The sequence below is a fragment of the Acidimicrobiales bacterium genome (assembly GCA_035533095.1).
In the GTDB taxonomy this organism is placed as follows: Bacteria; Actinomycetota; Acidimicrobiia; order Acidimicrobiales; family Palsa-688; genus DATLUM01.
This window is the reverse complement of record DATLUM010000050.1, coordinates 210,681-233,485: the sequence shown is the minus strand read 5'-3', so window position 1 is coordinate 233,485 and position 22,805 is coordinate 210,681. Positions and strand designations below refer to the sequence as shown.

The following is a 22,805-nucleotide window of genomic DNA, read 5'->3' as shown; positions in this document are numbered from 1 at the left end:
CATGCCCCCCATCGCTGTGTCCGCCCTGCCACTTCTGCCCCTCGACTCCGGGGTCGTCCTCCCCGGCATGACCATCACGATTGCACTGGAGACCGACGAGGCCAAGGCCGCAATCGAAGCCGCCGCCAGCTCCGACGACCGTCTGGTACTGGTGCCCAGGCTGCGGGATCCCAGGGGTGGGGCAGGTGGATCGAATGTCGGCGGCAAGTACGCGTCCGTCGGGACAATTGCTTCTGTCGACCGGTCGGGCAAGCTTCCCGGTGGCACCCCGGCTGTGGTGGTCACCGGACACGAGCGCGCTGTGATAGGCGCAGCCACGGGCTCCACGGGCAGCGCGCTGTGGGTCAGCACGGAGATCGTCCGCGAAGCTGCGCCCGAGCCCGGGGCAGAGGAGTCCGCCCGGGAGCTGCGCGCGGTCTTCGAAGCGATCGCCGAGCATCGTGGATTCCGGCTCGCCGGTGACGCCCTTCGCGACATCGACTCGCCGGGCCGGCTGGCGGACATGGCCGGGTACTGGCCGGACCTGTCACTGGAGAGGAAGGTCGAGCTCCTCGAGACGGTGGACCCCGCCAAGCGCGTAGCTCTGGTGCTCGCCTGGGCCCGCGAGACCCTCGCAGAGATCGAGCTCAAGGACAAGATTCGCAACGAGGTCTCCGAGGGTATGGAGCGCACCCAGCGCGAGTACCTGCTCCGCCAGCAGCTCGCCGCCATCCGCAAGGAACTGGGGGAGACGGACGGCCAGGTCGGAGAGGAGGACTATCGCGAGCGGCTCGCTGGACTGGACGTCCCGCAGGCGACGCGCGATACCATCGAGCGGGAGATCGACCGCCTAGAACGCACCAGCGACCAGAGCCCCGAACACGGGTGGATCCGCACGTGGCTCGACACGGTGTTCGAGATCCCCTGGGGTCGCCGTTCGGATGACCGGCTGGACGTCTCAGAGGCGAAACGGATTCTCGACGACGACCACACCGGTCTCGACGACGTCAAGCAGCGTCTGCTCGAGCATCTCGCGGTGCGTAAGTTGCGAGCCGAGAGAGGTATCGAAACGTCCGCGCCAGCGAACGAGCGCGGTACGGGCGGCATGATCCTCACTCTTGCCGGCCCTCCCGGGGTCGGCAAGACGTCGCTGGGTCAATCGATCGCGCGGGCCACCGGACGCCAGTTCGTGCGCGTCGCTCTCGGTGGAGTACGCGACGAGGCCGAGATAAGAGGTCACCGGCGCACCTATGTCGGGGCGATGCCGGGTCGGATAGTTCGTGCCGTCAAGGACGCCGGGACGATGAACCCGGTCCTCCTTCTCGACGAGGTCGACAAGCTTGGGAGCGACTGGCGCGGGGATCCGTCCTCGGCTCTGCTCGAAGTCCTCGACCCCGCACAGAACCACACCTTCCGGGATCACTACCTCGACCTCGATCTCGACCTCTCCGATGTCCTATTCATCGCCACCGCGAACATGATGGAGCAGATTCCCGGGCCATTGCTCGACCGGATGGAAGTGGTCCGCGTAGACGGATACACCGACGACGAGAAGGTCGCCATCGCGCGCGACCATCTGATCGGCCGCCAACTTGCCAGCGCCGGTCTGTTCGACACGGAGGTTTCCGTCGGGGACGACACTCTGCGCGCGATCGTCACCGGATACACCCACGAGGCAGGGGTCCGATCGCTCGAGCGCGAGCTCGCGAGGCTGATGCGGCGGGCCGCTGCCAAGGTGGCAGAGGAACCCGGTTCCGTACCGCTCATCGTGACCCCGGACCAGCTGAGCGAGTGGCTTGGAAGGCCCCGTCATCATGCTGAGATCGCTGAGCGCACCTCGCTTCCGGGTGTCGCAACCGGTCTTGCCGTGACCGGAGCCGGCGGTGAAGTTCTGTTCGTCGAAGCGAGTTCCTCCCAAGGCGACGCGGGTCTCACCATCACAGGCCAGCTCGGCGAAGTCATGCAGGAATCGGCTCAGATCGCGCTTTCGTATGTCAAAGCGCACGCCGAGGGCCTTGGTGTTCCGGAGGACGCGTTCGAACGACGCAGGCTGCACGTCCATGTCCCAGCCGGTGCAATCCCCAAGGACGGACCTTCCGCGGGCGTAACCATGACTACCGCTATCGTCAGCTTGCTGACGGGTGTTCCTGTGCGACCTGAAGTTGGAATGACAGGTGAGATCACACTTCGTGGCAAAGTCTTGCCGATCGGTGGTGTGAAGCAGAAAGTTCTCGCCGCGCACCGCGCAGGACTGACCGAAGTTGTGTTGCCGGCGCGCAACGAAGCAGACGTCGAAGACGTTCCGGACAGTGTCAGGAAGCAGATGAAGTTCCACTTCGCGCGTGAGATCGCAGAAGTTCTCGAATACGCCCTGAGCCGGAATTCCCTTGTGGCACAAGGAAATTTTTAGCTCTTCGGACAGAAAGCCCTTGTCATGCAAGGGAAATGCTTGACCTAGCGCCGCGAAACCTCTTGTATATCAGAGAACTTCCCCGACTAACGCCCAGGAGGTGGCGGTGAACAGGACAGAGCTCGTCGATTCCGTTTCCGGGAAGACCGGTCTCGACAAGAAGCACTCGGAAGCTGCGGTCAACGCAGTGGCCGAAGCAATCATCAACGAGATCAAAGCCGGCAAGAAGGTTTCAATCTTCGGCTTCGGCACCTTCTCGCCAACGGCGCGAGCAGCTCGCATGGGTCGCAATCCCCAAACGGGTGCTCCTGTGAAGATCGCCGCCTCCAAGGGAGTGCGTTTCGCTCCGGCGTCCGCATTCAAGGAAGTGCTCAACAGCCGCGGTGGTGCCAAAGCCGCGGCTGGCAAGAAGGCGACCACCAAGACCGCGGCAGCGAAGAAGTCCGCACCCGCGAAGAAGGCCGGAAAGAAGTCGGCACCGGCCAAGAAGTCTGCACCTGCCAAGAAGGCCGCCAAGTCGGCGAAGAAGCGCTGAGAAAGGCATAGCCGATGAGCCCAACCAAGAAGGCTGCGCCCGCCGCCAAGAAGGCGACGGCGAGGAAATCAACAGCTAAGAAGACTGCCAAGCGGTCGCCCGCCAAGAAGACGGCGGCGGCCAAGAGGACAACGGCCCGCAAGACCGGGGCTGTGAAGAAGTCGACAGCCAAGCGGACAGCCGCAAAGAAGTCCGCGGCGAAGAAGACGACGGCCCGAAAGTCAGCCGCCAAGAAGACCACCGCGCGGAAGTCCGCGGCGAAGAAGACGACAGCTCGAAAGACTGCCGCCAAGAAGACCACCGCGAGGAAGACGGCGGCCAAGAAGACCGCCCGCTAACCAAGCGGCACGGAGATACAGAAGAAGCGGGCCTCCGGGCTCGCTTCTTCGCGTCGTGGGTGCACTAATCCTGGACCGCTGCCAGGTCGTCCGGAACGTCCACATCCCAAGCGAGCGGTGTGTCCTGGACGACACGGAGCCCGACCTTCACCCTCTCCGCCTCCGCAACGTGCCGGGCGAAGGACCCCGGGCCGTACGAGAACCGGAATCCGCACGTGCCGGGCACACAGATGACGTTCGTCCCATCTCGATGGCGGTCTGGGACGATGGTGATGCCGTCGAACTCGGTTACCCAACGCAGGTCGGACGCGAGCGGCAGATCGCCCGCCGCCACCACCACCAGCCGTGCTCCGTCTGCGGCCAAGCGGTCCACACCCTGCTGCACGGCGCCGTTGAGACCGCGCCCTGGCTCCCATATGACACGAGCTCCCAGCTTGCGAGCCCAAGTTGCTACCTCGAGGTTGTCGCACACCACCGCTACGGCCAATCCGGCCGCCGACTCGACCACCCTCGTAGCCATGGTCCGGGCGAGAGCAGCCCTCCTGTCGGGGGACAACGCAGGGGCAAGCCGCAGTTTGGCCTGGCCAAAGGCCTTGACCGGCACGAGCACGGCGTCTGCACCGATCGCGCCGGCTCTCCCGGCGAGATCCGCAATGCGAGCGGTCACAGGAGTTCTCAGAGGGTCGTCACCCATCGACCCGATCCTACGGCCACAACTGCGTGCACCCGGCCGGGAAAGCGGGCCACCGCTAGGCTCGGTCGTGTGCGGGTGGCGTTGGGCACAGACGAGGTCACATCCTTGGTGGACGAGATCGAAGAGCACCTGGAGGTGGCAGGCCACGAGGTCGTCCGCGTCGCCCGCCCACAACCGTGGCCGCGAGCAGGCAAGTCGGTCGGTGAGGCGGTCGCTTCGGGGCTCGCCGACAGAGGAGTCGTGTGCTGCTGGACGGGCACCGGGGTGTCGATCGCAGCGAACAAGGTCTCGGGCGTGCGGGCAGCGCTGTGTGTCGACGCAGCTACCGCGGCGGGAGCGCGCAGGTGGAACGACGCCAACGTCCTGGCACTCAGCCTGCGCCTAACCAGCGTGGAGGTGTCCCGTGAGATCCTCGACGCATTCATGAACACGGCGACCGATCCCGGCGAAGCCGCAATGGTGGCCGAGCTCAGTTGATACGTCGCCTCCTGCCCTCGCCGGCAGATCTCGAAGGGCCCGAGGACCTCGAAGCCTTCTACGAGCTGCCTCCGGTCCGCCACCTGCGCGCCGACTTCGTCGTCTCCCTCGACGGCGCGGCCGAGATCGAAGGCCGGAGCGGACCGCTCGGCGCGCCCGCCGACCGCGAAGCGTTCATGGCGATGCGGGCGGTGGCGGACGCGGTGATGGTAGGCGCAGGAACGGTTCGGGCCGAGAACTACGGCACCGTCAAGCTCCCGGCCGAGGTGCAGGACCGCCGCGAGAAGCGGGGTCAGCACCGCCTGCCTCCGCTGGTGATGGTCAGCAGGCGGGGCCTCCTCGACCCCGCTGCCAAATGCTTCGCGCAGGGCGAGCCCCCCATCGTGATGACGACGGGAAGAGCCTTGGCCGAACACCCCGAGCTCCGCGAAGCTGCCGACGCCGTGGAATGCGGTGCGGAAGAGGTGGATCTCCGCTTCGCCGTCGACCATCTTGGCGGTCGGGGCCTCCAGCGGGTTTTGTGCGAAGGCGGTCCGTCGTTGCTCAACTCGCTCATCGCAGCGAATCTCGTGGACGAGATGTGTGTCACCATCTCGCCCCTGATGGCGGGCCCCCAGCGGCTCCATCTCTCCGGCGGCCATCCCTTCGAGCATCCTGTGCGATTCCGGCTCGAGGCTCTGCTCGAGGGGGACGGGATGCTGCTCGGCCGCTACCGGCGCTCGAGCGAACAATGAGACCGGGTCAGGCGAGATGAACCGCCCCCCGAGCCTGAAGATCGAGCGGGAACACTGGGATGCCGGCGATCAAATAGTGGTAGGAGTCGACGAGGTCGGCAGGGGAGCGTGGGCCGGTCCGATCACCGTCGGCGCAGCTGTACTTCCCCGGGACAGGCGGGTCTACCGGGTGCGTGATTCCAAGATGCTGCGCGAGTCGGAGCGTGAGCGGCTGTTCGAGAGGATCGCGAGCTGGTGCGTCGCGTGGGGAGTCGGGTCCGCATCGCAGGAGGAGTGTGACGCCGTCGGGATGGCAGACGCGCAGCGGCTCGCAGCGCGGCGTGCGCTGGAGGCGCTCGGCGTGCAGCCGGATCGCGTGCTCGTCGACGGCAACTGGGACTTCGTCGGCACCGGGTCGACCCGGAAGCTCATCAGAGGCGACGCGACATGCCTGTCGATTGCGGCGGCGTCGATCCTCGCCAAGGTCACCCGTGACAGGGTTATGCGATCCGAAGCCGATAACTACCCCGGCTACGAGTTCGACGCCAACAAGGGCTACCCGTGCCCCCGTCACAAGATGGCCTTGCACGCATACGGCCCAACCGCCATACATCGCCGGACCTGGATCTTCATGGAAGGCCTCGTCTGGGGCGTAGAAGGATCTCGAGCGACCCCGCGCCGATGGGCGGTCGAGCCAGGGGCGCCCGAGATCGGAATGGTCGAGTGATGGCGGAGCCATCTGCCACCTGAGCCGGCAAGTGGTGCCGGTGGCATCTGACGCTCGAGTTTGCCTTCGAGCTCAGCAGCGACCGGAACCGGGCGTCAGTGAAGCGAGGTTGGCGAGGGCGCCGCTCGCCGCCGCCCCAGTCAGTGGTTGCGGGCTGCCCGTGGCGTCGATCACAGCAGGTGTGAACTCGTAGGTGTCCGCCCCGGCCGAACCCAGCTCCACCGACAGCAACCCCGTGACATCAATCTGGGGGCTTCCGGCATACCAGACAAAGTCCCCAAGGCTGTAGTCCACGAGCGCTGATCCGATCCGCTCGAGACCCTGGAGAACGTGAGGATGCGAACCGACGACAACGTTGGCTCCGGCGCCCACCAACGCCTTGGTGAGAGCATATTGGTCGGCCGTCGGGCACTGGTTCAGCTCGACACCCGCGTGAACCATGACGACGACTTGATCGGCAAGCGAGCGGGCTTCGCGGACAGCGGCGATGGCCGCCGGCAGGTCGAAGGCGGAGGCCACCCCAGGCTGGGTCGCGGTGGCGGCCCAACCTGCGGGGACGACCTGGCTCAAGCCGAGGAAGGCGACTCTGCCAGCCGGGGTGTCGACAACTGCCGGCGAGTAGGCCTCGGCTCTCGTCGCGCCGGCCCCCACGACGAGCAGCCCTGCGGCGCGGGCATCCGAGATCGTTTGAAGAAGGCCGGCGACACCGAAGTCGAGGCTGTGGTTGTTCGCCAGGTTGACGACCGAGACCCCGGCCGCCCGCAAGCGGTACAGCAGCTCCGGCGGGGACTGGAAGGTGTACTGCTTGTTCTGAGCCTGCCCGGCCGAGCCTACGGAGGTCTCCAGATTCACGAGATTGACGTCGTTTGATCCCAGGATGGGCCGCATCGCTGCCAGGGGATCGCCACCTTCACTCATGAGGGTCGCGACGCGGCCGACCCCGTTGACGTCACCGGCGAACCCGATGCGCACGGTTCCGCTAGTGGCCAGAATGTCATAGCCCCGACCGGTTGGACTGCCGATGACGGCCGCGGCGACGCGGCCGGATCCCAACGAGCCGACGCCGCATCCGTAGAAGGGTGCGTCGCCGAAGGTGAAGATGCCGCCGTCGGAGGCGACGAGCCAGTAGCCGCCTCCGTCGGGGGTGGCGGCCATGCCGACCACGGGCCGGTTGAGGCGGATGCTTGCGGTGGTTCCGTAGAAGGGTGCGTCGCCGAAGGTGAGGACCGCAGGTCCTGATGGCGCGGTGGCCGCAACGACCGAGCCGGCAGTGCCCGGAACCAACACCGCGACCAGGGCGATAGCTATGGCGATGGCTATGAAGACTCGCGCCCGCAAAGCTGCGAAGACCATGTGCCGAGTGTGCGGTGCCGGGCGGCCGGCGCGTCAGGGTCTAACGACACATCCGCCGCCGCCGGTTTCGACCGGTACTCGGAGCCGGTCTACGGGATGTCATGAATCCCGCATCCGGGTAGTCCTGAAACGCACCGCGCTTCGGCGAACGCGGCTCGTTTCCTCCTTTGCCGCGTGGGCCCCCGCTGGTTCAAGTCAGGCCGTCTCCCGCCGACGACACTCGGGTGAGCAGGACGTTTCACCGCGCCGGCGGCGAGCTGGATTGGGCCCCACGCAGGCCGGTTTCGGATTCTCTCGACCGGCCCGGCCGTCTGCAGGCTCGTGGCCGCTACTGGTTCGCCCTGGTGTCCGTCCTCGCGGCGCTGGCTCTGCAGCAGGTGACAGCAGGCGCCGCGGCTGTCCCCTACCAGGCCACGTTGGCCGCCCACTCTTCGGCGACAGCCCCGGCGGTGGCGCGGCCAGCCCAGACTGCACGCGGAACTCGATCTGTCCCGCCAGCCGTGACCGTCGCGCCGGCACCCGCCACGACCGCCCCGCCGGCGACAACGGTCCCGCCCCAACAGCTGGCTGCCACCACCCCGGCACGCACCCCTGTTACCTCTCCCCCCACCACGGTGCACGCCGCATCTCAGCCTTCGGACTTCGGCTGCGGACCGGCGCTTGCATACCTGGCCGCCCACGCTGCGCCGGGGTTCCACTTCGAATGCCCCGGCTACTCGCTCGGCCACCAGGCCATGACCTGCATCAACGTGGCCGGGGTCTGCTCGGGCCAGAAGCTGATCGTCATCACCGTTCCGTGCCGGGCCGCGTACATGAACGAGTCCTCCAACAGCTGGTCCATGCAAGGACTGTCCAGCGCCCCGATCGACCCGTACGGCTACTGCCACTGAGCCCCGTTCCCATGCCCAGCCCGGCACACCCGGGGCGCCGAGCATCGTAGAGTCGGGGGGTGAGCGACCCGTACCAGATCGAAGAACAAACCCGTGTTGCCGGGTGCGAACTCTGCGAAGCCGCCCGGCGCACGACATGGTTCTACGAAGACGAGGTGTGCTGGATCGCCGAGTGCGAGATCTGTTGCGTGCCGATGGTCGTGTGGCGCAACCACGGGACGGCACCGCCTCCCGATGCCATGTCACACATGCAAGATCGGCTCGCTCGTGTTGCAGCGGAGCAGCTCACCGCCGGGCACTACGTGGACGACAACATGCGCAACATCCCCGACCACTACCACGCGCACGCCCGCCCGCATGGAGGGTTCTTCGGGCAAGCCTGGAGGCGCTAGAGCCGCCCAGCCGGCCGCCCGAACGTCCCAGGGGTCATTTAGCATTGCTCACGATATGGATGGACGGGAGGGGACCGCGCAGAGGAAGGGCTGGATACGCCGGCTGATCCCCTGGCTGGCGCCGCACAGGCGCAACGTCGCGCTCGCGTTCGGCGCAGCGCTTCTCGGCAGTGGCATCTCGGCCGCCGTTCCCGCAATCGAACGTGAGGTCATCGACCGGGTCATCATCCGCCACGAGTCCGCGCTTGCACCTTGGATCATCGTGCTGGTCGTCCTCGGTGTAGTCAGGTTCGGGTCCGCTTACATCCGGCGGTTCGTCGGCGGACGGGTGAGCCTGGATCTTCAAAACGACCTACGGAACGCCATCTACGACCAGCTCCAGCGCCTGGACTTCGCGCGCCACGACGAACTGCAGACCGGCCAGCTGGTGTCCCGCGCCAACTCCGACGTCGGCCTGCTGCAGGGTCTGATGGCATTCCTGCCGATCATGAGCGGCAACGTCATCCTCCTCATCGCCGCCCTTGCGGTCATGTTCTTCTACTCGCCGCTTCTCGCGTCGGTCTCGCTGTGTGTCGTGCCCGCCCTCATCTGGACGGCGTACAGGATGCGAGATCGCACCTTTCCCGCGAGCTGGGATTCTCAGCAGCGCGAGGGGGAAGTGGCGGTGGTCGTCGAGGAAGCTGTCACCGGCGTCCGCGTCGTCAAGGGATTCGGCCAAGAGCGCCGCGAGATCGAGCATCTCATGGACCGGGCACAGGTTCTGTACGGGTCCAGGTTGCGAGCAGTGCGGCTCCAAGCCAGGTACCAGCCGGTCTTGCAGGCCATCCCGGTGTTCGGTCAGGTCGCTGTGCTCGCGCTCGGCGGATGGATGGCCATACACCACCGGATATCGATCGGGACCTTCTTGGCGTTCGCCACCTACCTGGTCCAGCTCGCGAGCCCGGCCCGCATGCTCGCCGGCGTCCTCATCGTCGGGCAGCAGGCACGCGCTGGGGCCGAGCGGGTGCTCGACCTTCTGGCTTCCACCCCGCTCGTCGAGGATCGTCCGGGGGCGATCGAATTGCCGGCCGTCAACGGTGAACTCCAGTTCGACGGGGTCACCTTCGGGTACCTGCAAAGCGAGCCGGTTCTCGACCACTTCGACCTCAACGTCTCGGCAGGGGAGACGGTCGCTTTGGTCGGCGCTTCGGGATCGGGCAAGTCGACCGTGGCTCTGCTGCTGCCGAGGTTCTACGACGTGCAGCAGGGACGGGTGCTGGTGGACGGCATCGACGTCCGCGAAGCGAAGCTTGGTTCGCTGCGTGGGCAGATAGGCGTGGTCTTCGAGGAGAGCTTCCTCTTCTCGGAGTCGGTTCGCGACAACATCGCGTACGGGAGGCCCGACGCCACCGACGAGGAGGTCGAGGCAGCAGCCCGCGCGGCCGAGGCCCACGAGTTCATATCCCGACTCCCCCTCGGTTACGAGACGCTCGTCGGCGAGCGCGGCCTGACCCTCTCCGGGGGGCAGCGTCAACGTATCGCCCTCGCACGGGCGCTCATCACCGACCCATGCATACTGATTCTTGACGACGCGACGAGCTCTGTCGACGCGCGCGTGGAGGAGGAGATTCACGCGACGCTCCGTCGGGTGATGCGAGGGCGCACCACTCTGCTCGTCGCACACCGGCGCTCGACACTGCGCCTCGCCGATCGCATAGCGGTTGTCGACGGCGGGAGAGTTGTCGACCAAGGCACCCACGAGGAGCTCATGGCTAGGTGCCCCACCTACCGGACCCTGCTCGCTGGTCCCGGCGACGACGCGGAGGGCCGCGGAGCGACCTCCATCGAGGAGGAGCGCGAGCCCGAGGCCGCCGGCGGCGTCACCTCGTCTTTGTGGCAGTACGAAGGGATGGAGGACGACGAAAGCTACGACGCCGCGGTCGGGACCGGCCCAGGCCGGGCCGGGAGAGCTGCCCTCGGGGCGGGTCTACGGATGGGCGGCGGGGGTGGAGGGTGGATGGCCGGACTCGGCCCTACGCCGGACCTGCTCGCGAAGGTGGCTGCTTTGCCCCCAGCGCGCGACGAGCCGGACGTCGACTTGTGGGCTGAGGCACGCTACGACCCGTCTTTCAGCCTGAGGCGGTTCGTACGGCCGTTTCGCCAGTACCTTCTCGCGGGCCTTGCCCTCGTGATCGTCGACGCGCTGGCGACGCTGGCGGGGCCAGTCCTGATCCGTTGGGGGCTCGACCATGGTGTCGCCAAGGGTTCGCAGAGGATCGTGTTCCTCGCTGCAGCGGTCTTTCTCGCAGTCGCCGCCCTCGACCTGCTCGACTCGGTGTGGCAGGTGCTCGTGACGGGGCGGACCGCCGAACGCCTGCTCCTGGCGCTGCGGGTCAGGATCTGGGCCCACCTCCAACGCCTGTCGATCGACTACTACGAGCGAGAGATGGCCGGAAGGATCATGACCCGGATGACGACCGACGTCGACGCCTTCTCGAATCTGCTCCAGACCGGTCTCATCAATGCTGTCGTCGCGATGTTCACCTTCGCCGGCGTGGCGGTCGCGGTCATGGTGTGGAACTGGCGTCTGGGATTGGTGACCCTCTCAGTCCTTGTTCCACTCGTCGCTGCCACGCTGCTCTACAGGCGGCTGTCCTCGGTCGCATACGGACGAGCGCGCGAGAGGATCGCGGTGGTGAACGCGAGTATGCAGGAGAGTCTCTCCGGCGTCCGGGAGTCTCAGGCTTTCGTGCGCGAGCACCACAACCGCAGCCAGTTCCGGACCCTGTCAGGCGGCTACCTCGATGCGCGCCTCGCCGCCCAACGACTGGTTGCCACCTACTTCCCCTTCGTCGACTTCCTTTCGGACGTCGCTGTGGTGCTGGTTCTCGGTGTCGGGTCGGTGATGGTCGCCGACCACTCGCTGACCTCCGGCGAGCTGGTCGGTTTCCTCTTGTACCTCGGCTTGCTGTTCAACCCGATCCAGCAACTGTCGCAGACGTTCGACTCCTACCAGCAGGCAGGCGCGTCGATGGCGCAGATCAACTCGTTGATGGCCGAGCGCCCGCTCGTTGTCGAAGACCCCGACCCGGTGATGCTGGCTGCGGTCACGGGGCACGTGGAGTTCCGCGCTCTTCGCTTCGCGTACCCGTCCGCCGCTCCAGGTGAAGAAGCTCTTCGCGGCGTCGACCTCGAGATACGGCCCGGTGAAACGGTAGCGCTCGTCGGCGAAACCGGTGCGGGCAAGTCCACGATCGTCAAGCTCCTGACCCGCTTCTACGACCCGACCTCGGGGACGGTGGAGGTCGACGGGGTGGATCTGAGACAGCTCGACCTCGAGTCGTACCGTCACCACCTCGGGTACGTTCCGCAGGAGGCCTTCCTCTTCTCGGGCACGATCCGCGACAACATCGCATACGGACGCCCGGACGCCGCGGACGAAGCGGTGGAGGCTGCTGCGAGAGCCGTGGGCGCGCATGAACTCGTCGCGGGGCTTGCCGGTGGCTACCTGCACCGAGTCACCGAGCGCGGTCGGTCGCTGTCGACCGGGCAACGACAGCTCGTCGCGCTTGCCAGAGCCCAGCTGGTCGAACCCGCGATCCTCCTGCTCGACGAGGCGACCTCCAACCTGGATCTCGCCACCGAGGCCAGGGTCACCCGCGCCATGGGGGTCGTGTCGAGCGGCCGGACCACGGTTCTCATCGCGCACCGACTGCAAACCGCGCGCCGAGCGGACCGGATCGTGGTGATGGACATGGGGCGCGTCGTCGAGGAAGGTTCCCACGAAGAGCTCTTGGCCGGGGGCGGACGTTATGCCGAGATGTGGCGCGCTTTCGAACTGGGAGCGGGTGATGCGGCCGGCGGCCAGCCTGGCGAAGTTGCCCAGTCCTCGACGCTCTAGCTCCTCCCGCCGGTCCACACGACCAGGCGCCCGCCGACCTCGCCGGCGACCACCGCTCTCGAACCAGCGAACCCCGCTTCCTCCAGAACCGCTCCTTGCGCGTCCTGCCACACCCCCCCGTTGCCGTCGAGGCGCTGCCATGTGGAACCGCTGTCGGTGGAGACCCAGACTCCGAGCTGATTTGCCTCGGATGCGGTAGAAGCGGACGGCGACGGGCCGGGGAAGTCGTCAGGTTCGGAATCGGCCGCGCCGCTCGCCACGGCAAGCCAGTTCGGACCGGACACAGCGAGCGAGACGATCGGGCCAGGTGCGCCCGAGCCGAAGAAGTCAGAGTTCCCGCGGGTCCAGTGGGCCCCGTCGGGGGACGACCACAGCGCGGGGCTGTCTCCTCCCGGGCCCGAAGCCGCGCCGAAGGCCGCGAACCCCGATTGCGTCTGGACGCATCCGAGCATCTCGGTGCCACTGCCGGGGGCGGCAGCGGGGACGATGCCGGCGGGCTTCCACTGGGACCCGTTGTTCGTGTACCACGCCGCTGCCGCCGTGGCACCGGACCCCTGCTGGTCGGCCTCGCCGACCGCGACCGCTTCCCCGGTGCTGCTGCAGATCCCTCGCGGGTGCTCCGGGCCGATGCCGGGCTTGGGGTCCAAGGTCGTGGGGGGGTTCCAATGGGATCCGTCGGCGCTCGTCCAAGTGAGGCCCACCCCCGACGTTTCGGGCCCGGACGCGGGGGGCGGCGACCCCGGGGGGCCGCTGCCGACGGCGATCCATCCGGTACCAGCGCGATCGATCGCCGACGCACCGGCCGGCAAAGGCGCCGGCGGCCACGTGCTCGCCTGACCGGCCGGCAGAGGCGACCAGTTCACACCGTTGGCGGAGGAAAATGTGACCGTCGAAACCGATGCCGACCCGATCGCCTGCGGTGCTTGCGTCAACTTCACGGTCAGCTCGAGGCCCGTCTTCCCCTGGCTCAACGAGACGACGTCGGCCGAGGCCGCGACCGGTCCGAACACGGGGGCGTTCGCGCTCGGCTCGCTCCAACCCTTGGAACTGCCGGTGAGCACATGAGCCTGGCCCTGGTCACCGTCGGCGACGACGGTCGTGTTGCCGTCGGAAGCTACGAGGGTCGCCCGCCAGCCGTCCGCGCTCGCAGCGGCCGGCGGGAACGGGATCTGGTTCCAGCGAACACCGTCGCTCGACTGCCAGAGATGCTGATCCGACGGGCCGCCACCGGTCGCGAAGAACTCGGACGGGCCGACGAGGGTCGCGACCGGCGCCACGGACCTCACTTCTTCGGATCCTGCAGAGCGCGGAAAGTCGCCGGCGGGCTGGCTCCAGCTCACGCCGTCGGGCGAGATCCACGATGCGGGTGTCCACGCCCCCGCGGCTTCGACTCCCCCGACGGCCAAGAGTCCTCCCCCCGAGGGAAGGGTTCCGAGCGGAGCAAGCCCTGTGATCACGTGGTCACCGCCCCCCGAAAACGCGCCTTGCGAGGAGATGATGGGCTTCCAGTCGATCCCGTCCTGAGTGCTCCAGAGCGCCGCGTCTGTGGCCGTGCCGTCTCGGACCGAGCCCGCGGCGTAGACGAAGTTCGAGGTGGCAAGCAGTGCGTTCACCTGCGCTCCGGGGAACCCGTCGAGGAAGCGGGTGGCGCCGGAGGAGACCGACCACTGCAAACCGTTGGTGGAGTACCACACGGCAGGTTGACCGGCGATGGTCCCGGTGGCGAAGTAGCCCAGGTTGCCGACCGTGACGTGGTCCATGGTGGAGGGCGAGTCGTTGGTGGACGTCACCGGAACCTCGACAAAGGACGACCCGGGCCCCTGCGACACCCACACCTGCGCCCGCCTCTCGGTGCCCGTGCCGACCGATCCGACGACGACGGTCGACGTCTTCCAGGTGGCAGCTGCACTTGCGGCGCTCGACACGCCGCCCCCGGTGAGGGCGGTGGCATTCCACGTGACCGCGTCCGGGGACGTCCAGACGGTGGCGGTCGTCGCGCCCGAACCGTTGTCGCGGGTGCCAGCGATGACCCAACCGGCGCCGCCGGCGGACGGGGAGAGCACGGCGGAGAGGGTCGTCCCCGGTCCGCCTCCGAGCGCGAGATGAGGGTCGGCGTCGAGGGACCAGGAAAAAGACCCTGAGGTCGCGCCAGGCACGCCGGTTGTGGCGGTCCCGCCCGTCGTCGTGGTCGACGGGCCCGACCGGCGCGCAATCGCCGTGGAGGAACAACCGGCAAGCGTCGCGACTGCCAGAGCGGCGACGGCGGCGCCCCCGATTGCCGACCCCAACCGAGCACGGATATCGCTCTCGCGACGCACCAGGACCGGATCAGCGGTCGCTCAGGCGGAAGCCGTCACCGCCGTCACCCTTTTTCCAGACCTGCCACCAGCGGCGCCCCGTTCTCTGTGCCTCCACCTCGGCCAGAGCTTCGGGCCCCGTCGCCGTGACGATCGCGTCGGCCTCGTCGAGGAGGGACGCTACGTCGCCGGCAGGCTCGTCGGGTTCCTCTTCGACGGGCGGGCGTACCAACGATCCTGTGACGAAGGTGGCGTCGATCATGTCGGGTTCGTATCGGCTGCAGTCCGCCGGGCAGCGCCAAGGCGCCTCTGGCGCAAGGTTGAGCACGCAGAAGCGCGCCACCTCGCCGGTCTCGTAGGTACGGCTCTGGAAGTGTCGGCAGTCCTCGCGCATCGGCACCCGTCCATGCTGCCAGTTGCACGGGCCTATCGTCCCGTCAGGCGACGGCAGTCATTTCGCCCCGCTAAATAGTCGCGCTCCCAAGTAGTTACACTTAGGCGCCATGGCGCCCCAGACCGGGTACCTCGGGAGCCAACTCCGCCTCGCCGTGCTCCGGCTGTCGCGCCGCCTCCGCCAGGAGGCGGTGGGTGACATCACGCCGTCCCAGTTGTCCGCTCTCACTGCCGTCGAGCGGCACGGCGAGGTGACGCTCGGCGAGCTCGCCGCGATCGAGAGGATCGCACCTCCGTCGATGACGCGCATCGCCGCGCGCCTCGAGGAGAACGGGTTCGTCGAGCGGCACGTCGATCCGACCGATCGGCGCGTCGCGCGGCTCGCCGCGAGCCCGTCGGGCCGCCAGCTGCTGGAAACGATCCGCAACCGCAGGGACGCCTACCTCACGTCCAAACTGCAGAACTTCACCTCGGAGGAACGCGGGATCCTCGAGCGGGCGGTGCCGCTTCTCGAGAGACTGGCCGCCACCGAGGACGGCAACAGCTAGCCGGCCCTGGCCCTTGCCTTCGCGAGGGCGACGATAGGCTCGAGGCTCTCCGGGTTGGCGAGCGAGGCGACGGTCAGCGCGTCGTCTGGATCCGTGCCGGCAAGGATCTTCTTGACAGGAACCTCGAGCTTCTTGCCCGACAGCGTGCGCGGCACCGCTGGGATGCGGACGACCCGATCGGGAACGTGGCGCGGTGACAGGTCGCGCCGCAGGGCCGCTTTCAGCTCGTCCTCCAGTCCTTCGGCGTCTGTTGCGGCGACGACGAGCAGCCATATCTCGCCCGGGCCGCCGGCGGGGTCGTCGAGATGGACCACGAGGCTGTCAGCGACGCCCGGGTACGCCTCGACCACCTCGTACAGTTCGGCCGTTCCGATTCTCACCCCACCCCGGTTGAGCGTCCCGTCGGAGCGGCCCGTGATCACGACGGTCCCTCGCCGGGTGAGAGTGGCGCGGTCGCCGTGCGCCCAAACCCCGGGGAACCGCTCGAAGTAGGCGGCCCGGTACCGCTCTCCTGCGGGATCGCCCCAGAACCCGACCGGCATCGAAGGCAGGGGAGCGGTCAGCACCAGTTCGCCCTCCTCTTCGACGACGGGTTTGCCGCCATCGTCGAACACCTCTACCGAAGCCCCGAGGCAGCGGCACGAGATCTCACCCGCCCACACCGGATGCAGCGGGCTTGCCCCCACGAACCCCGTGCACACATCGGTCCCCCCGCTGAACGACGCGACCAGGATGTCGTCTCCCACATCCTCGTAGACCCAGCTAGCAGCGGAGCCAGGAAGCGGAGAACCGGTCGCGCCCAGCGTCTTCAGCCGGCTCAGGTCGAACATCTCGCGGGGGTGGATCACGGCCTTCTGGCAGGCGACGAGGAATCCCGAACCAACACCCCCGCACGTAGTCCCCGTCGAGGACATGACGTCCCAGAGCGCGCCCATCGACGGCGACGAGGGGTCGCCGTCGAACATCACCACCGTCGCGCCGGCGAGCAACCCGGATACGCAGAAATTCCACATCATCCAGCCGGTGGTGGTGAACCAGAAGAACCTGTCACCAGGGCCGATGTCGAAGTGGAGAGCGAGCGCCTTGAGGTGCTCGAGCGTGATGCCGCCGTGACCGTGGACGATCGGCTTGGGTCTCCCCGTGGTGCCCGACGAGAAGAGCACATACAGCGGGTGGTCGAAATCGACCGGCTCGAACTCGGGGTTCTGGTCGGCTTCGTCGCCGGTGAGCTCGTCCCAGGAGATCCACCCGGCCGGCCGGCCGGCCCCGGCCTCGAGGTACGGAAGCCAAACAGCGGTCCGCAAGGTCGGCAGTCCGTCCCGGATCGCGAGGGCCTGCTCGAGCCGGCTCACCTCCTTGGTCCCGAACCGGTAGCCGTCGACGCCGATCAGGACCTTCGGTTCGATCTGCGAGAAGCGGTCGAGGACCCCGGCGACACCGGTCTCGGGGGCGCAGCACGCCCAGATTGCCCCGATGCTCGCGGTGGCCAGCATCGCAGCGAGCGTCTCGGGGATGTTCGGCATGTAGGCCGCCACCCGGTCGCCTTTCGACACGCCGGCACGCACCAGTCCCCTCCGGACCCGCATGACCAGGGCGGTCAGCTCGGACCACGTCAGCTCCTGCCGGTCCCGGGTCTGCGAGAGGGCGATCACCGCGGTCGCTTCGGCACCCCCGCCGGTTGCCGGGGGGTGCAACGCGTTCTCGGCGTAGTTCAGCAGCGCGCCCCGGAACCAGCGTGCTCCCGGGACGGCCGCCGGATCGGCTTCGAGGGTCGCGTCGGGCGGCCGGCGCCAGACGACACCGAGATCATCCGCTACGTCTCGCCAGAACTCGCCGGCGTGCGCCGGCGCGACCGACCATTGCCAGGCCTCGTTGTAGCTCTCGAAGCCGTGCGAGCGCAGGAAACGGTGGATCCGCGACGCTCGCTGTCGCTGTTCGGAGGGAATCCAGAGCGGCTCGCTGTTGCCCACGCCCCTATTCCATCAGGTCCGCCGGGCATCCCGAGCGGTCCCCGTTGTATCTCCCAAGCAGATCACAGATGTGACCAATGTCGCTTGACGGGATAGTGAAAAGTAGCGCATAATGGTTTCATTGCTCGGGGCGAATCCCCCCTCGCCCCTCGAGCGTTTGCGAAGGACCGGCATCCCCCCTGCCGGTCCTTCGTCGCGTCCGGGCGCGTTTCTATGCGGGCCGACCGGGTTGCACGATACGGATCCCGCCGGTTTCAAACGTTCGGGTGAGGCCTGGTCCGACCCATCCCCCGGAGCGGCCAGCGGCCGGCCTCACCCGAACGCCCCCTCTCAGGACAATCGTAGAGTGCCGTCCGGCACATCGGCAAGGGGCTCCCGCCGGGGGATCGGGCGGGTGCCAATCGGTATTCTCCGTAGATGGCCACGCCACTCGCTGCGTTCTCGCTCCGCCTCCGCGCACGCATCCGCAACCAGCCGGGAGTGCTCGGCCAGTTGGCAACGGCGGTCGGAGCGGCCGGAGGCAGTCTTGTCGGCATCGAGATCGTGGCGACCGACGGAGCGACGGTCACACGCGATGTCGTGGTGTTCTGCGGGTCGGAGGGGCACGCAGCCGACGTCGAGAAGGTCGCCCGCGGCGTCGAGGGCATAGAGATCCTCGAGGTCGAGGACCGCACGTTCGCCCTGCACGAAGCCGGCAAGCTGTCGATCGAGAGCAAGTTCCCCCTCCACGACCGGGACGACCTGGCGATGGCTTACACGCCGGGTGTCGCGCGTGTGTGCATGGCCATCGCGCACGACCGGTCTCTGGTGCACCGTTACACGATGAAGGCGAGCACGGTCGCCGTGGTCACCGACGGGACCGCAGTGCTCGGCCTGGGAGACATCGGTCCCGAGGCCGCGCTGCCGGTGATGGAGGGAAAGGCGGTCCTGTTCAAGGAGTTCGGAGGTGTCGACGCCGTCCCCGTGTGCTTGAAGGTCTCGTCGCCCGACGAGTTGATCGAGACGGTGCAGCGGATGGAGCCGATGTTCGGCGGCATCAACCTCGAGGACATCGCCGCACCGCACTGTTTCGAAGTCGAGCAACGACTCATCGACACCCTCTCGATCCCCGTCTTCCACGACGACCAGCACGGCACCGCAGTGGTCGTCCTCGCCGCTCTCCGCAACGCCTGCCGCATCACCGGCAAGGACCTCTCCAATCTGCGCGTGGTGCTCTCAGGCGCCGGCGCGGCCGGCGTAGCGATAACCAAGATCCTCATGACCGCCGGCGCCAAGGACATCGTCGCAGCCGACCGGAAGGGCGCCATCCACAAAGGCCGTGAGGCGCTCGACCCGTCGAAGCAGTGGCTCGCCGACAACGCCAATCCCGAAGACCGCTCGGGGTCGCTGCAGGACATCCTGCGCGGCGCTGACGTGTTCGTCGGTGTCAGCGGGCCGGGCCTCCTGAACCGCAGCGACGTCGAGTCCATGGCGGACGCGCCCATCGTGTTCGCGCTCGCAAACCCCGTCCCCGAGATCCTCCCCGAAGAGGCAGAAGGCGTCGTGGCCGTGATGGCAACCGGCCGTAGCGACTACCCCAACCAGATCAACAACGTGCTCTGCTTCCCCGGTATCTTCCGCGGAGCACTCGACGCCGGAGCGACACGCATCACCGAGAACATGAAGCTCGCCGCTGCCCAGGCGATCGCCGGGGCCGTACCCGAGGACCGGCTCAGCCCCGACTACATCGTCCCGAGCGTCTTCGTTCCCGGCGTCGGAGAAGCCGTGGCGGCCGCGGTCGCCGACGCCGCCCGCTCCGACGGCGTCACCCGCTGAGTGCGGGTCCCTCCCCGGCGAGCCTCCTGTCGAGGTTCGCCATCGCCCGCTTGAAGTAGCGCGGCAGGAACGCGTCCATGAGCGGCTGCATGGCGAGCAGCGCGAGCCGTGGCTCCATCGCGATGGTCCACTGCACTGTCGAGCCGTCGCGCTCGGGCGTTACCCGGTACTCCTCGGCCAGCGCTCTCGCGAACGGCGCCCCGGCGCGCGAGACGCAGAAGGCCCAGTAGCTCGGCTCGTCCCAGGCGAGGATCGTGTCGGTGTAGCGGATGCGGGCCATGGTCACTTCTCTCACCGAGCCGCTGCCGTGCGGCGGCGGGCTCGTGTAGCGACCCTTGTCGGAGAATCCGGGGTTCCATTCCCCCCAGGTCGAAGGGTCATGCGCCAGCGCGTAGAAAACGGTGGTGGGGGCAGCATTCAACCTGGCCGTGCTGGTGCAACGGTAGGAAGCGGTCTCGAAGAAATCGGTCCCGACCTCGCGCAGCTTCCACTCCACGGGCGGCAATGTAGCCGAGCCCTGGATTCATCGAACAAACGTTCGATACGCTGGTGGGGTGATGAAAGGCGCGCTGGAAGCCGCGGTGGCCAAGGGCCGGCCTGTCGCCATGGCCGGAACGCGGCGGCTGGAGGTGCACGGCGCACTGGGGGGTCTTTTCCCCGCCGGGGGTTTGCAGAGGGGGAGCGTGGTGGAGGTGGGGGGCGGGGCGGCGGTGTCGCTGTCCCTCGCCCTGGCAGCGGGGGTGATGCCTGCCGGCTCGTCGCGCTGGGCTGCGGCGGTCGGGTTCCCGTCGCTCGGGCTGGTAGCTGCCGCGCAGCTGGGCGTTCCGCTCGACCGCTTGGCGCTGGTTCCCGCACCCGGCGGGAGGTGGGCGGAGGTGGTGGCCGCGCTGGCGGACGGGGTGGACCTGCTCCTGGTGAGACCGCCGGCGGGGTTGCGCGCCTCGGACGCCCGCCGGCTGGCGGCACGCGCCCGCGAGAGGGGGGTGGTGCTCGTACCGGTCCGCCAGGGTGCTTCCAGCCGCTGGCCCGAGTCCCCCGACCTGCGCCTGGAGGCGGCGCCGGGGGAGTGGATGGGGCTGGGCACCGGCCACGGCTGCCTGCGCCGCCGGCGGATCGAGGTCGCGCTGTCCGGCCGGCGGGAGCCCGGCGGGCGCCCGCGCTCCATGGAGATCTGGCTGCCGGGCCCCGCTGGTGTGGCGGTGGTATCGGCAGAGGCGCCGGCGCCCGAGCCGTTTACACCAGCTCCGCCCGAAGCTCTCACCGCCGTGGGTTGACCGGCGGTGCGCTGCCTTGTTGCCTGGTTCCCCGACTGGCCGCTGGTCGCCGCCGGCATCCCACCCGATGTCGCGGCGGTGGTACTGCACGCCAACCGGGTTGTCGCCGCTACGCCCGCGGCGCGCGCCGAGGGGATACGTGAAGGGCTGCGCCGGCGCGAGGCCCAGGCGCGCTGCCCAGCCGTCCGTGTGGTCGAGGAGGACAGGGGGCGCGACGCGCGGGCGTGGGAGCCTGCGGTAGCGGCGGTCGAGTCGCTGGCGCCGGCAGTGGAGGTGGCGACCGCGGGCGAGTTGCTGCTCGGCACGCGAGGGCCTTCCCGGTACTTCGGCGGGGACGCCGCGCTCGCCGAGTTGATTTGCCGGACCGTCGACGAGGCCGCCGGCCAGGAAGGCTGCCGGGTGGGCGTGGGCGACGGGCGCTTCACCGCGGGGCTGGCGGCGCGCGCCGGCGCCCGCTGTGCGCAGCGGGTGGTCGTGGGTCGGGGGGAGAGCCGGCGCTGGCTCGCACCCCAGCCTGTCAACTGCCTCGGCCCCGGCTACGAGGACCTGGCGGACCTGCTGGTGCGTTTCGGGATCCGCACCCTGGGCGAGCTGGGGGAGTTGCCGGCGAGCGCGGTGCTGGGTCGTTTCGGGGCGATGGGCGATACGGCGCGCCGCTTGGCGCGCGGGCTCGACGAGCGGCCGGTCGTGGCGCGCACCCCGCCCCCGGGGATGTCCGTGCCCGCGGAGCTGGACCCGCCGCTGGACCGCGTCGAGGCGGCGGCGTTCGTGGCCAAGTCCCTCGCCGACGAGCTGCTCTACCGCCTGGAGCGCGAGGGGCTGGCGGCCACGATGGTCGCCATAGAGGCGCAGACCGAGCACGGGGAGAGCCTGGTCCGCCACTGGCGCCACGACGGCGCCCTCACCGCGGCGGCCCTCGCCGAGCGGGCCCGCTGGCAGCTCGACGGGTGGATAGGCGTCGAACGCGGCGGCTCCCCTACGGCGGGGATCACCCTGCTGCGACTCACCGCTGAGGAGGTGCGCCCGGACGACGGGAAGCAGCTCGGCTTCTGGGGAGGCGTCGCCGAATCGGACGAGCAGGCGGCGAGGGCGTTCGCCCGGGTGCAGGGGCTGCTGGGGCCCGACGGCGTGGTGACAGCCGTGCTCGGGGGTGGCCGCGGGTTCGCCGAGCAGGTCCGGCTGGTCCCGTGGGGCGATTGCAGGGAGCCGCCGCCCGACACCGACGCCCGCCGCCGGCGGGTGCTCAGAGGCCCGTCCGCGGAGGCGCCGCCGTGGCCGGGGAGGGTGGGAGGGCCGGCGCCGGCGGTCGTCTTCGGCAGCGGCACCGAGGCGGAGGTGCTCGGCCCCGACGGCCTCCCTGTCGAGGTCGACGGGCGCGGCCTACTCAGCTCAGCCCCATCCTCTGTCGCGATCGCCGGCGGCGCCCGGCGGCAGGTAAGCGGCTGGGCCGGCCCTTGGCCGATAGAGGAGAGGTGGTGGGACCGAGGCGGCCGCCGTCGGGCGCGCCTTCAGGTGCTGCTCGAGGACGGCGGGGCCTACCTGCTCAGCAGGGAGCGTGGCTGCTGGACCGTAGAGGGGTCGTACTGCTGATTGCTGCTGAACCCTGTCCACTTGCAGCGCGCCGCGAGGGGACACAGTTCGAGCGCTCACGCGCCATCGCCGACCGCCGGCGCGAGACTGAGCGTGTGACCCCGCAGCCGGCCTGGACCTTCGAGACGATCGACCACGTTCAGCTTGCGATGCCGGTGGGCGAGGAGGAGAGGGCCGAGTCGTTCTACAGGGACGTGCTCGGCCTCGAGGTCGTGGAGAAGCCGGAGGCGATGGCGGTACGGGGGGGTCGTTGGTTCGAGGCAGGCTCGGTGAAGGTGCACCTCGGCGCCGAGCCGGATTTCCGCCCGGCGAAGAAGGCGCACCCGGCGATCACCGTCCGCAACTTCGATGCGCTGCTGCAACGCCTCGCTGCCGCCGGGGTCGAGTTCCGCCCGGCCGAGGAGGGGCCGGGCCGCCGGCGGGGTCACGTCGACGACTGCTTCGGCAACCGGATCGAGCTGATCGACCCCGCCTAGAGGCTGCGCACAGCGCAGCCGGGGCCCGAGCGGCCCGGCCGCTGTGCGGCCCGG

Annotated in this window: 19 protein-coding genes and 1 pseudogene; 14 read left to right on the top strand and 6 right to left on the bottom strand. The window is 68.6% G+C overall.

Annotated elements, in window-relative coordinates; genetic code table 11:
* Position 1 precedes the first annotated feature (1 nt).
* The 3 genes and pseudogenes from lon to VNF71_06100 all read left to right on the top strand — a co-directional run bounded on the left by lon (position 2) and on the right by VNF71_06100 (position 3,262).
* Positions 2-2,389 (top strand): endopeptidase La, encoded by a 2,388-nt coding sequence (lon, locus tag VNF71_06110; GenBank protein HVA74120.1) that lies wholly within the window; start codon positions 2-4, stop codon positions 2,387-2,389.
* Between the two features lie 94 nt (positions 2,390-2,483).
* Positions 2,484-2,924, top strand: a pseudogene (locus VNF71_06105) (HU family DNA-binding protein).
* Between the two features lie 14 nt (positions 2,925-2,938).
* Positions 2,939-3,262 (top strand): histone H1-like repetitive region-containing protein, encoded by a 324-nt coding sequence (locus tag VNF71_06100; protein HVA74119.1) that lies wholly within the window; start codon positions 2,939-2,941, stop codon positions 3,260-3,262.
* Between the two features lie 64 nt (positions 3,263-3,326).
* Here VNF71_06100 and cofC read toward each other — a convergent pair whose 3' ends face one another.
* The gene (cofC, locus tag VNF71_06095) at positions 3,327-3,956 is read right to left on the bottom strand and encodes a 2-phospho-L-lactate guanylyltransferase (GenBank protein ID HVA74118.1); all 630 of its coding nucleotides are present in this window, start codon (positions 3,954-3,956) and stop codon (positions 3,327-3,329) included.
* 69 nt (positions 3,957-4,025) lie between these two features.
* Here cofC and VNF71_06090 point away from each other — a divergent pair, with 69 nt between their 5' ends.
* Genes VNF71_06090 through VNF71_06080 form a run of 3 tightly spaced genes read left to right on the top strand, consistent with a single transcriptional unit; the run spans position 4,026 to position 5,873 of the window.
* Complete coding sequence (locus tag VNF71_06090) at positions 4,026-4,433, top strand: RpiB/LacA/LacB family sugar-phosphate isomerase (GenBank protein HVA74117.1); 408 nt, start codon at positions 4,026-4,028, stop codon at positions 4,431-4,433.
* The gene (locus VNF71_06085) at positions 4,430-5,167 is read left to right on the top strand and encodes a pyrimidine reductase family protein (protein HVA74116.1); all 738 of its coding nucleotides are present in this window, start codon (positions 4,430-4,432) and stop codon (positions 5,165-5,167) included. The genes VNF71_06090 and VNF71_06085 overlap by 4 nt, the downstream gene beginning before the upstream one ends.
* Positions 5,168-5,183: 16 nt before the next feature.
* The gene (locus tag VNF71_06080; protein HVA74115.1) at positions 5,184-5,873 is read left to right on the top strand and encodes a ribonuclease HII; all 690 of its coding nucleotides are present in this window, start codon (positions 5,184-5,186) and stop codon (positions 5,871-5,873) included.
* A 72-nt stretch (positions 5,874-5,945) separates the two neighbouring features.
* Here the strand turns inward: VNF71_06080 and VNF71_06075 are convergent, their stop codons facing one another.
* Positions 5,946-7,226: a CapA family protein gene (locus tag VNF71_06075; GenBank protein ID HVA74114.1), complete on the bottom strand. Its 1,281-nt coding sequence runs from the start codon at positions 7,224-7,226 to the stop codon at positions 5,946-5,948.
* A 224-nt stretch (positions 7,227-7,450) separates the two neighbouring features.
* On the opposite strand from VNF71_06075, the gene VNF71_06070 reads away from it, so the two are divergent.
* From VNF71_06070 to VNF71_06060, 3 genes are read left to right on the top strand one after another with little or no spacing between them, the layout of a single operon-like run.
* Entirely contained in the window at positions 7,451-8,116 is a 666-nt protein-coding gene (locus VNF71_06070) for a hypothetical protein (GenBank protein ID HVA74113.1), read from the top strand.
* Positions 8,117-8,175: 59 nt separating this feature from the next.
* Positions 8,176-8,508 carry a hypothetical protein gene (locus VNF71_06065; protein HVA74112.1) on the top strand — a complete coding sequence of 111 codons (333 nt, stop codon included), beginning with the start codon at positions 8,176-8,178 and terminating at the stop codon, positions 8,506-8,508.
* A 55-nt stretch (positions 8,509-8,563) separates the two neighbouring features.
* Positions 8,564-12,388, top strand: a complete 3,825-nt coding sequence (locus VNF71_06060; GenBank protein ID HVA74111.1) for an ABC transporter ATP-binding protein — start codon at positions 8,564-8,566, stop codon at positions 12,386-12,388.
* Here the strand turns inward: VNF71_06060 and VNF71_06055 are convergent.
* A complete protein-coding gene (locus VNF71_06055) occupies positions 12,385-14,706 on the bottom strand; it encodes a sialidase family protein (protein HVA74110.1) in 2,322 nt (773 codons plus the stop codon). The genes VNF71_06060 and VNF71_06055 overlap by 4 nt on opposite strands.
* Positions 14,707-14,716: 10 nt before the next feature.
* Positions 14,717-15,085 (bottom strand): hypothetical protein, encoded by a 369-nt coding sequence (locus tag VNF71_06050; protein ID HVA74109.1) that lies wholly within the window; start codon positions 15,083-15,085, stop codon positions 14,717-14,719.
* A 103-nt stretch (positions 15,086-15,188) separates the two neighbouring features.
* Between VNF71_06050 and VNF71_06045 the strand changes: the two genes are divergently transcribed.
* The gene (locus VNF71_06045) at positions 15,189-15,626 is read left to right on the top strand and encodes a MarR family transcriptional regulator (protein HVA74108.1); all 438 of its coding nucleotides are present in this window, start codon (positions 15,189-15,191) and stop codon (positions 15,624-15,626) included.
* Here VNF71_06045 and VNF71_06040 read toward each other — a convergent pair.
* Positions 15,623-17,596, bottom strand: a complete 1,974-nt coding sequence (locus VNF71_06040; protein HVA74107.1) for an acetoacetate--CoA ligase — start codon at positions 17,594-17,596, stop codon at positions 15,623-15,625. The two genes, VNF71_06045 and VNF71_06040, sit on opposite strands and share 4 nt — an antisense overlap.
* Before the next feature lie 417 nt (positions 17,597-18,013).
* Between VNF71_06040 and VNF71_06035 the strand changes: the two genes are divergently transcribed.
* A complete protein-coding gene (locus tag VNF71_06035) occupies positions 18,014-19,411 on the top strand; it encodes an NAD-dependent malic enzyme (GenBank protein HVA74106.1) in 1,398 nt (465 codons plus the stop codon).
* Here VNF71_06035 and VNF71_06030 read toward each other — a convergent pair.
* Positions 19,401-19,907: an SRPBCC family protein gene (locus tag VNF71_06030; GenBank protein ID HVA74105.1), complete on the bottom strand. Its 507-nt coding sequence runs from the start codon at positions 19,905-19,907 to the stop codon at positions 19,401-19,403. The two genes, VNF71_06035 and VNF71_06030, sit on opposite strands and share 11 nt — an antisense overlap.
* Before the next feature lie 61 nt (positions 19,908-19,968).
* On the opposite strand from VNF71_06030, the gene VNF71_06025 reads away from it, so the two are divergent.
* The 3 genes from VNF71_06025 (at position 19,969) to VNF71_06015 (ending at position 22,751) form a co-directional block, all read left to right on the top strand.
* Entirely contained in the window at positions 19,969-20,685 is a 717-nt protein-coding gene (locus VNF71_06025; protein ID HVA74104.1) for a hypothetical protein, read from the top strand.
* Positions 20,686-20,691: 6 nt separating this feature from the next.
* Complete coding sequence (locus VNF71_06020) at positions 20,692-22,275, top strand: DNA polymerase Y family protein (GenBank protein ID HVA74103.1); 1,584 nt, start codon at positions 20,692-20,694, stop codon at positions 22,273-22,275.
* A 95-nt stretch (positions 22,276-22,370) separates the two neighbouring features.
* Positions 22,371-22,751: a VOC family protein gene (locus VNF71_06015; GenBank protein HVA74102.1), complete on the top strand. Its 381-nt coding sequence runs from the start codon at positions 22,371-22,373 to the stop codon at positions 22,749-22,751.
* The last annotated feature ends 54 nt before the right edge of the window (positions 22,752-22,805 follow it).

What these genes read in the sequence shown, in the direction of transcription:
- lon (HVA74120.1), top strand. Translation starts at nt 2, where the DNA reads ATGCCCCCCATCGCTGTGTCCGCCCTGCCACTTCTGCCCCTCGACTCC.
- VNF71_06100 (HVA74119.1), top strand. Translation starts at nt 2,939, where the DNA reads ATGAGCCCAACCAAGAAGGCTGCGCCCGCCGCCAAGAAGGCGACGGCG.
- cofC (HVA74118.1), bottom strand. Translation starts at nt 3,956, where the DNA reads ATGGGTGACGACCCTCTGAGAACTCCTGTGACCGCTCGCATTGCGGAT.
- VNF71_06080 (HVA74115.1), top strand. Translation starts at nt 5,184, where the DNA reads ATGAACCGCCCCCCGAGCCTGAAGATCGAGCGGGAACACTGGGATGCC.
- VNF71_06075 (HVA74114.1), bottom strand. Translation starts at nt 7,226, where the DNA reads ATGGTCTTCGCAGCTTTGCGGGCGCGAGTCTTCATAGCCATCGCCATA.
- VNF71_06060 (HVA74111.1), top strand. Translation starts at nt 8,564, where the DNA reads ATGGATGGACGGGAGGGGACCGCGCAGAGGAAGGGCTGGATACGCCGG.
- VNF71_06045 (HVA74108.1), top strand. Translation starts at nt 15,189, where the DNA reads ATGGCGCCCCAGACCGGGTACCTCGGGAGCCAACTCCGCCTCGCCGTG.
- VNF71_06035 (HVA74106.1), top strand. Translation starts at nt 18,014, where the DNA reads ATGGCCACGCCACTCGCTGCGTTCTCGCTCCGCCTCCGCGCACGCATC.
- VNF71_06025 (HVA74104.1), top strand. Translation starts at nt 19,969, where the DNA reads ATGAAAGGCGCGCTGGAAGCCGCGGTGGCCAAGGGCCGGCCTGTCGCC.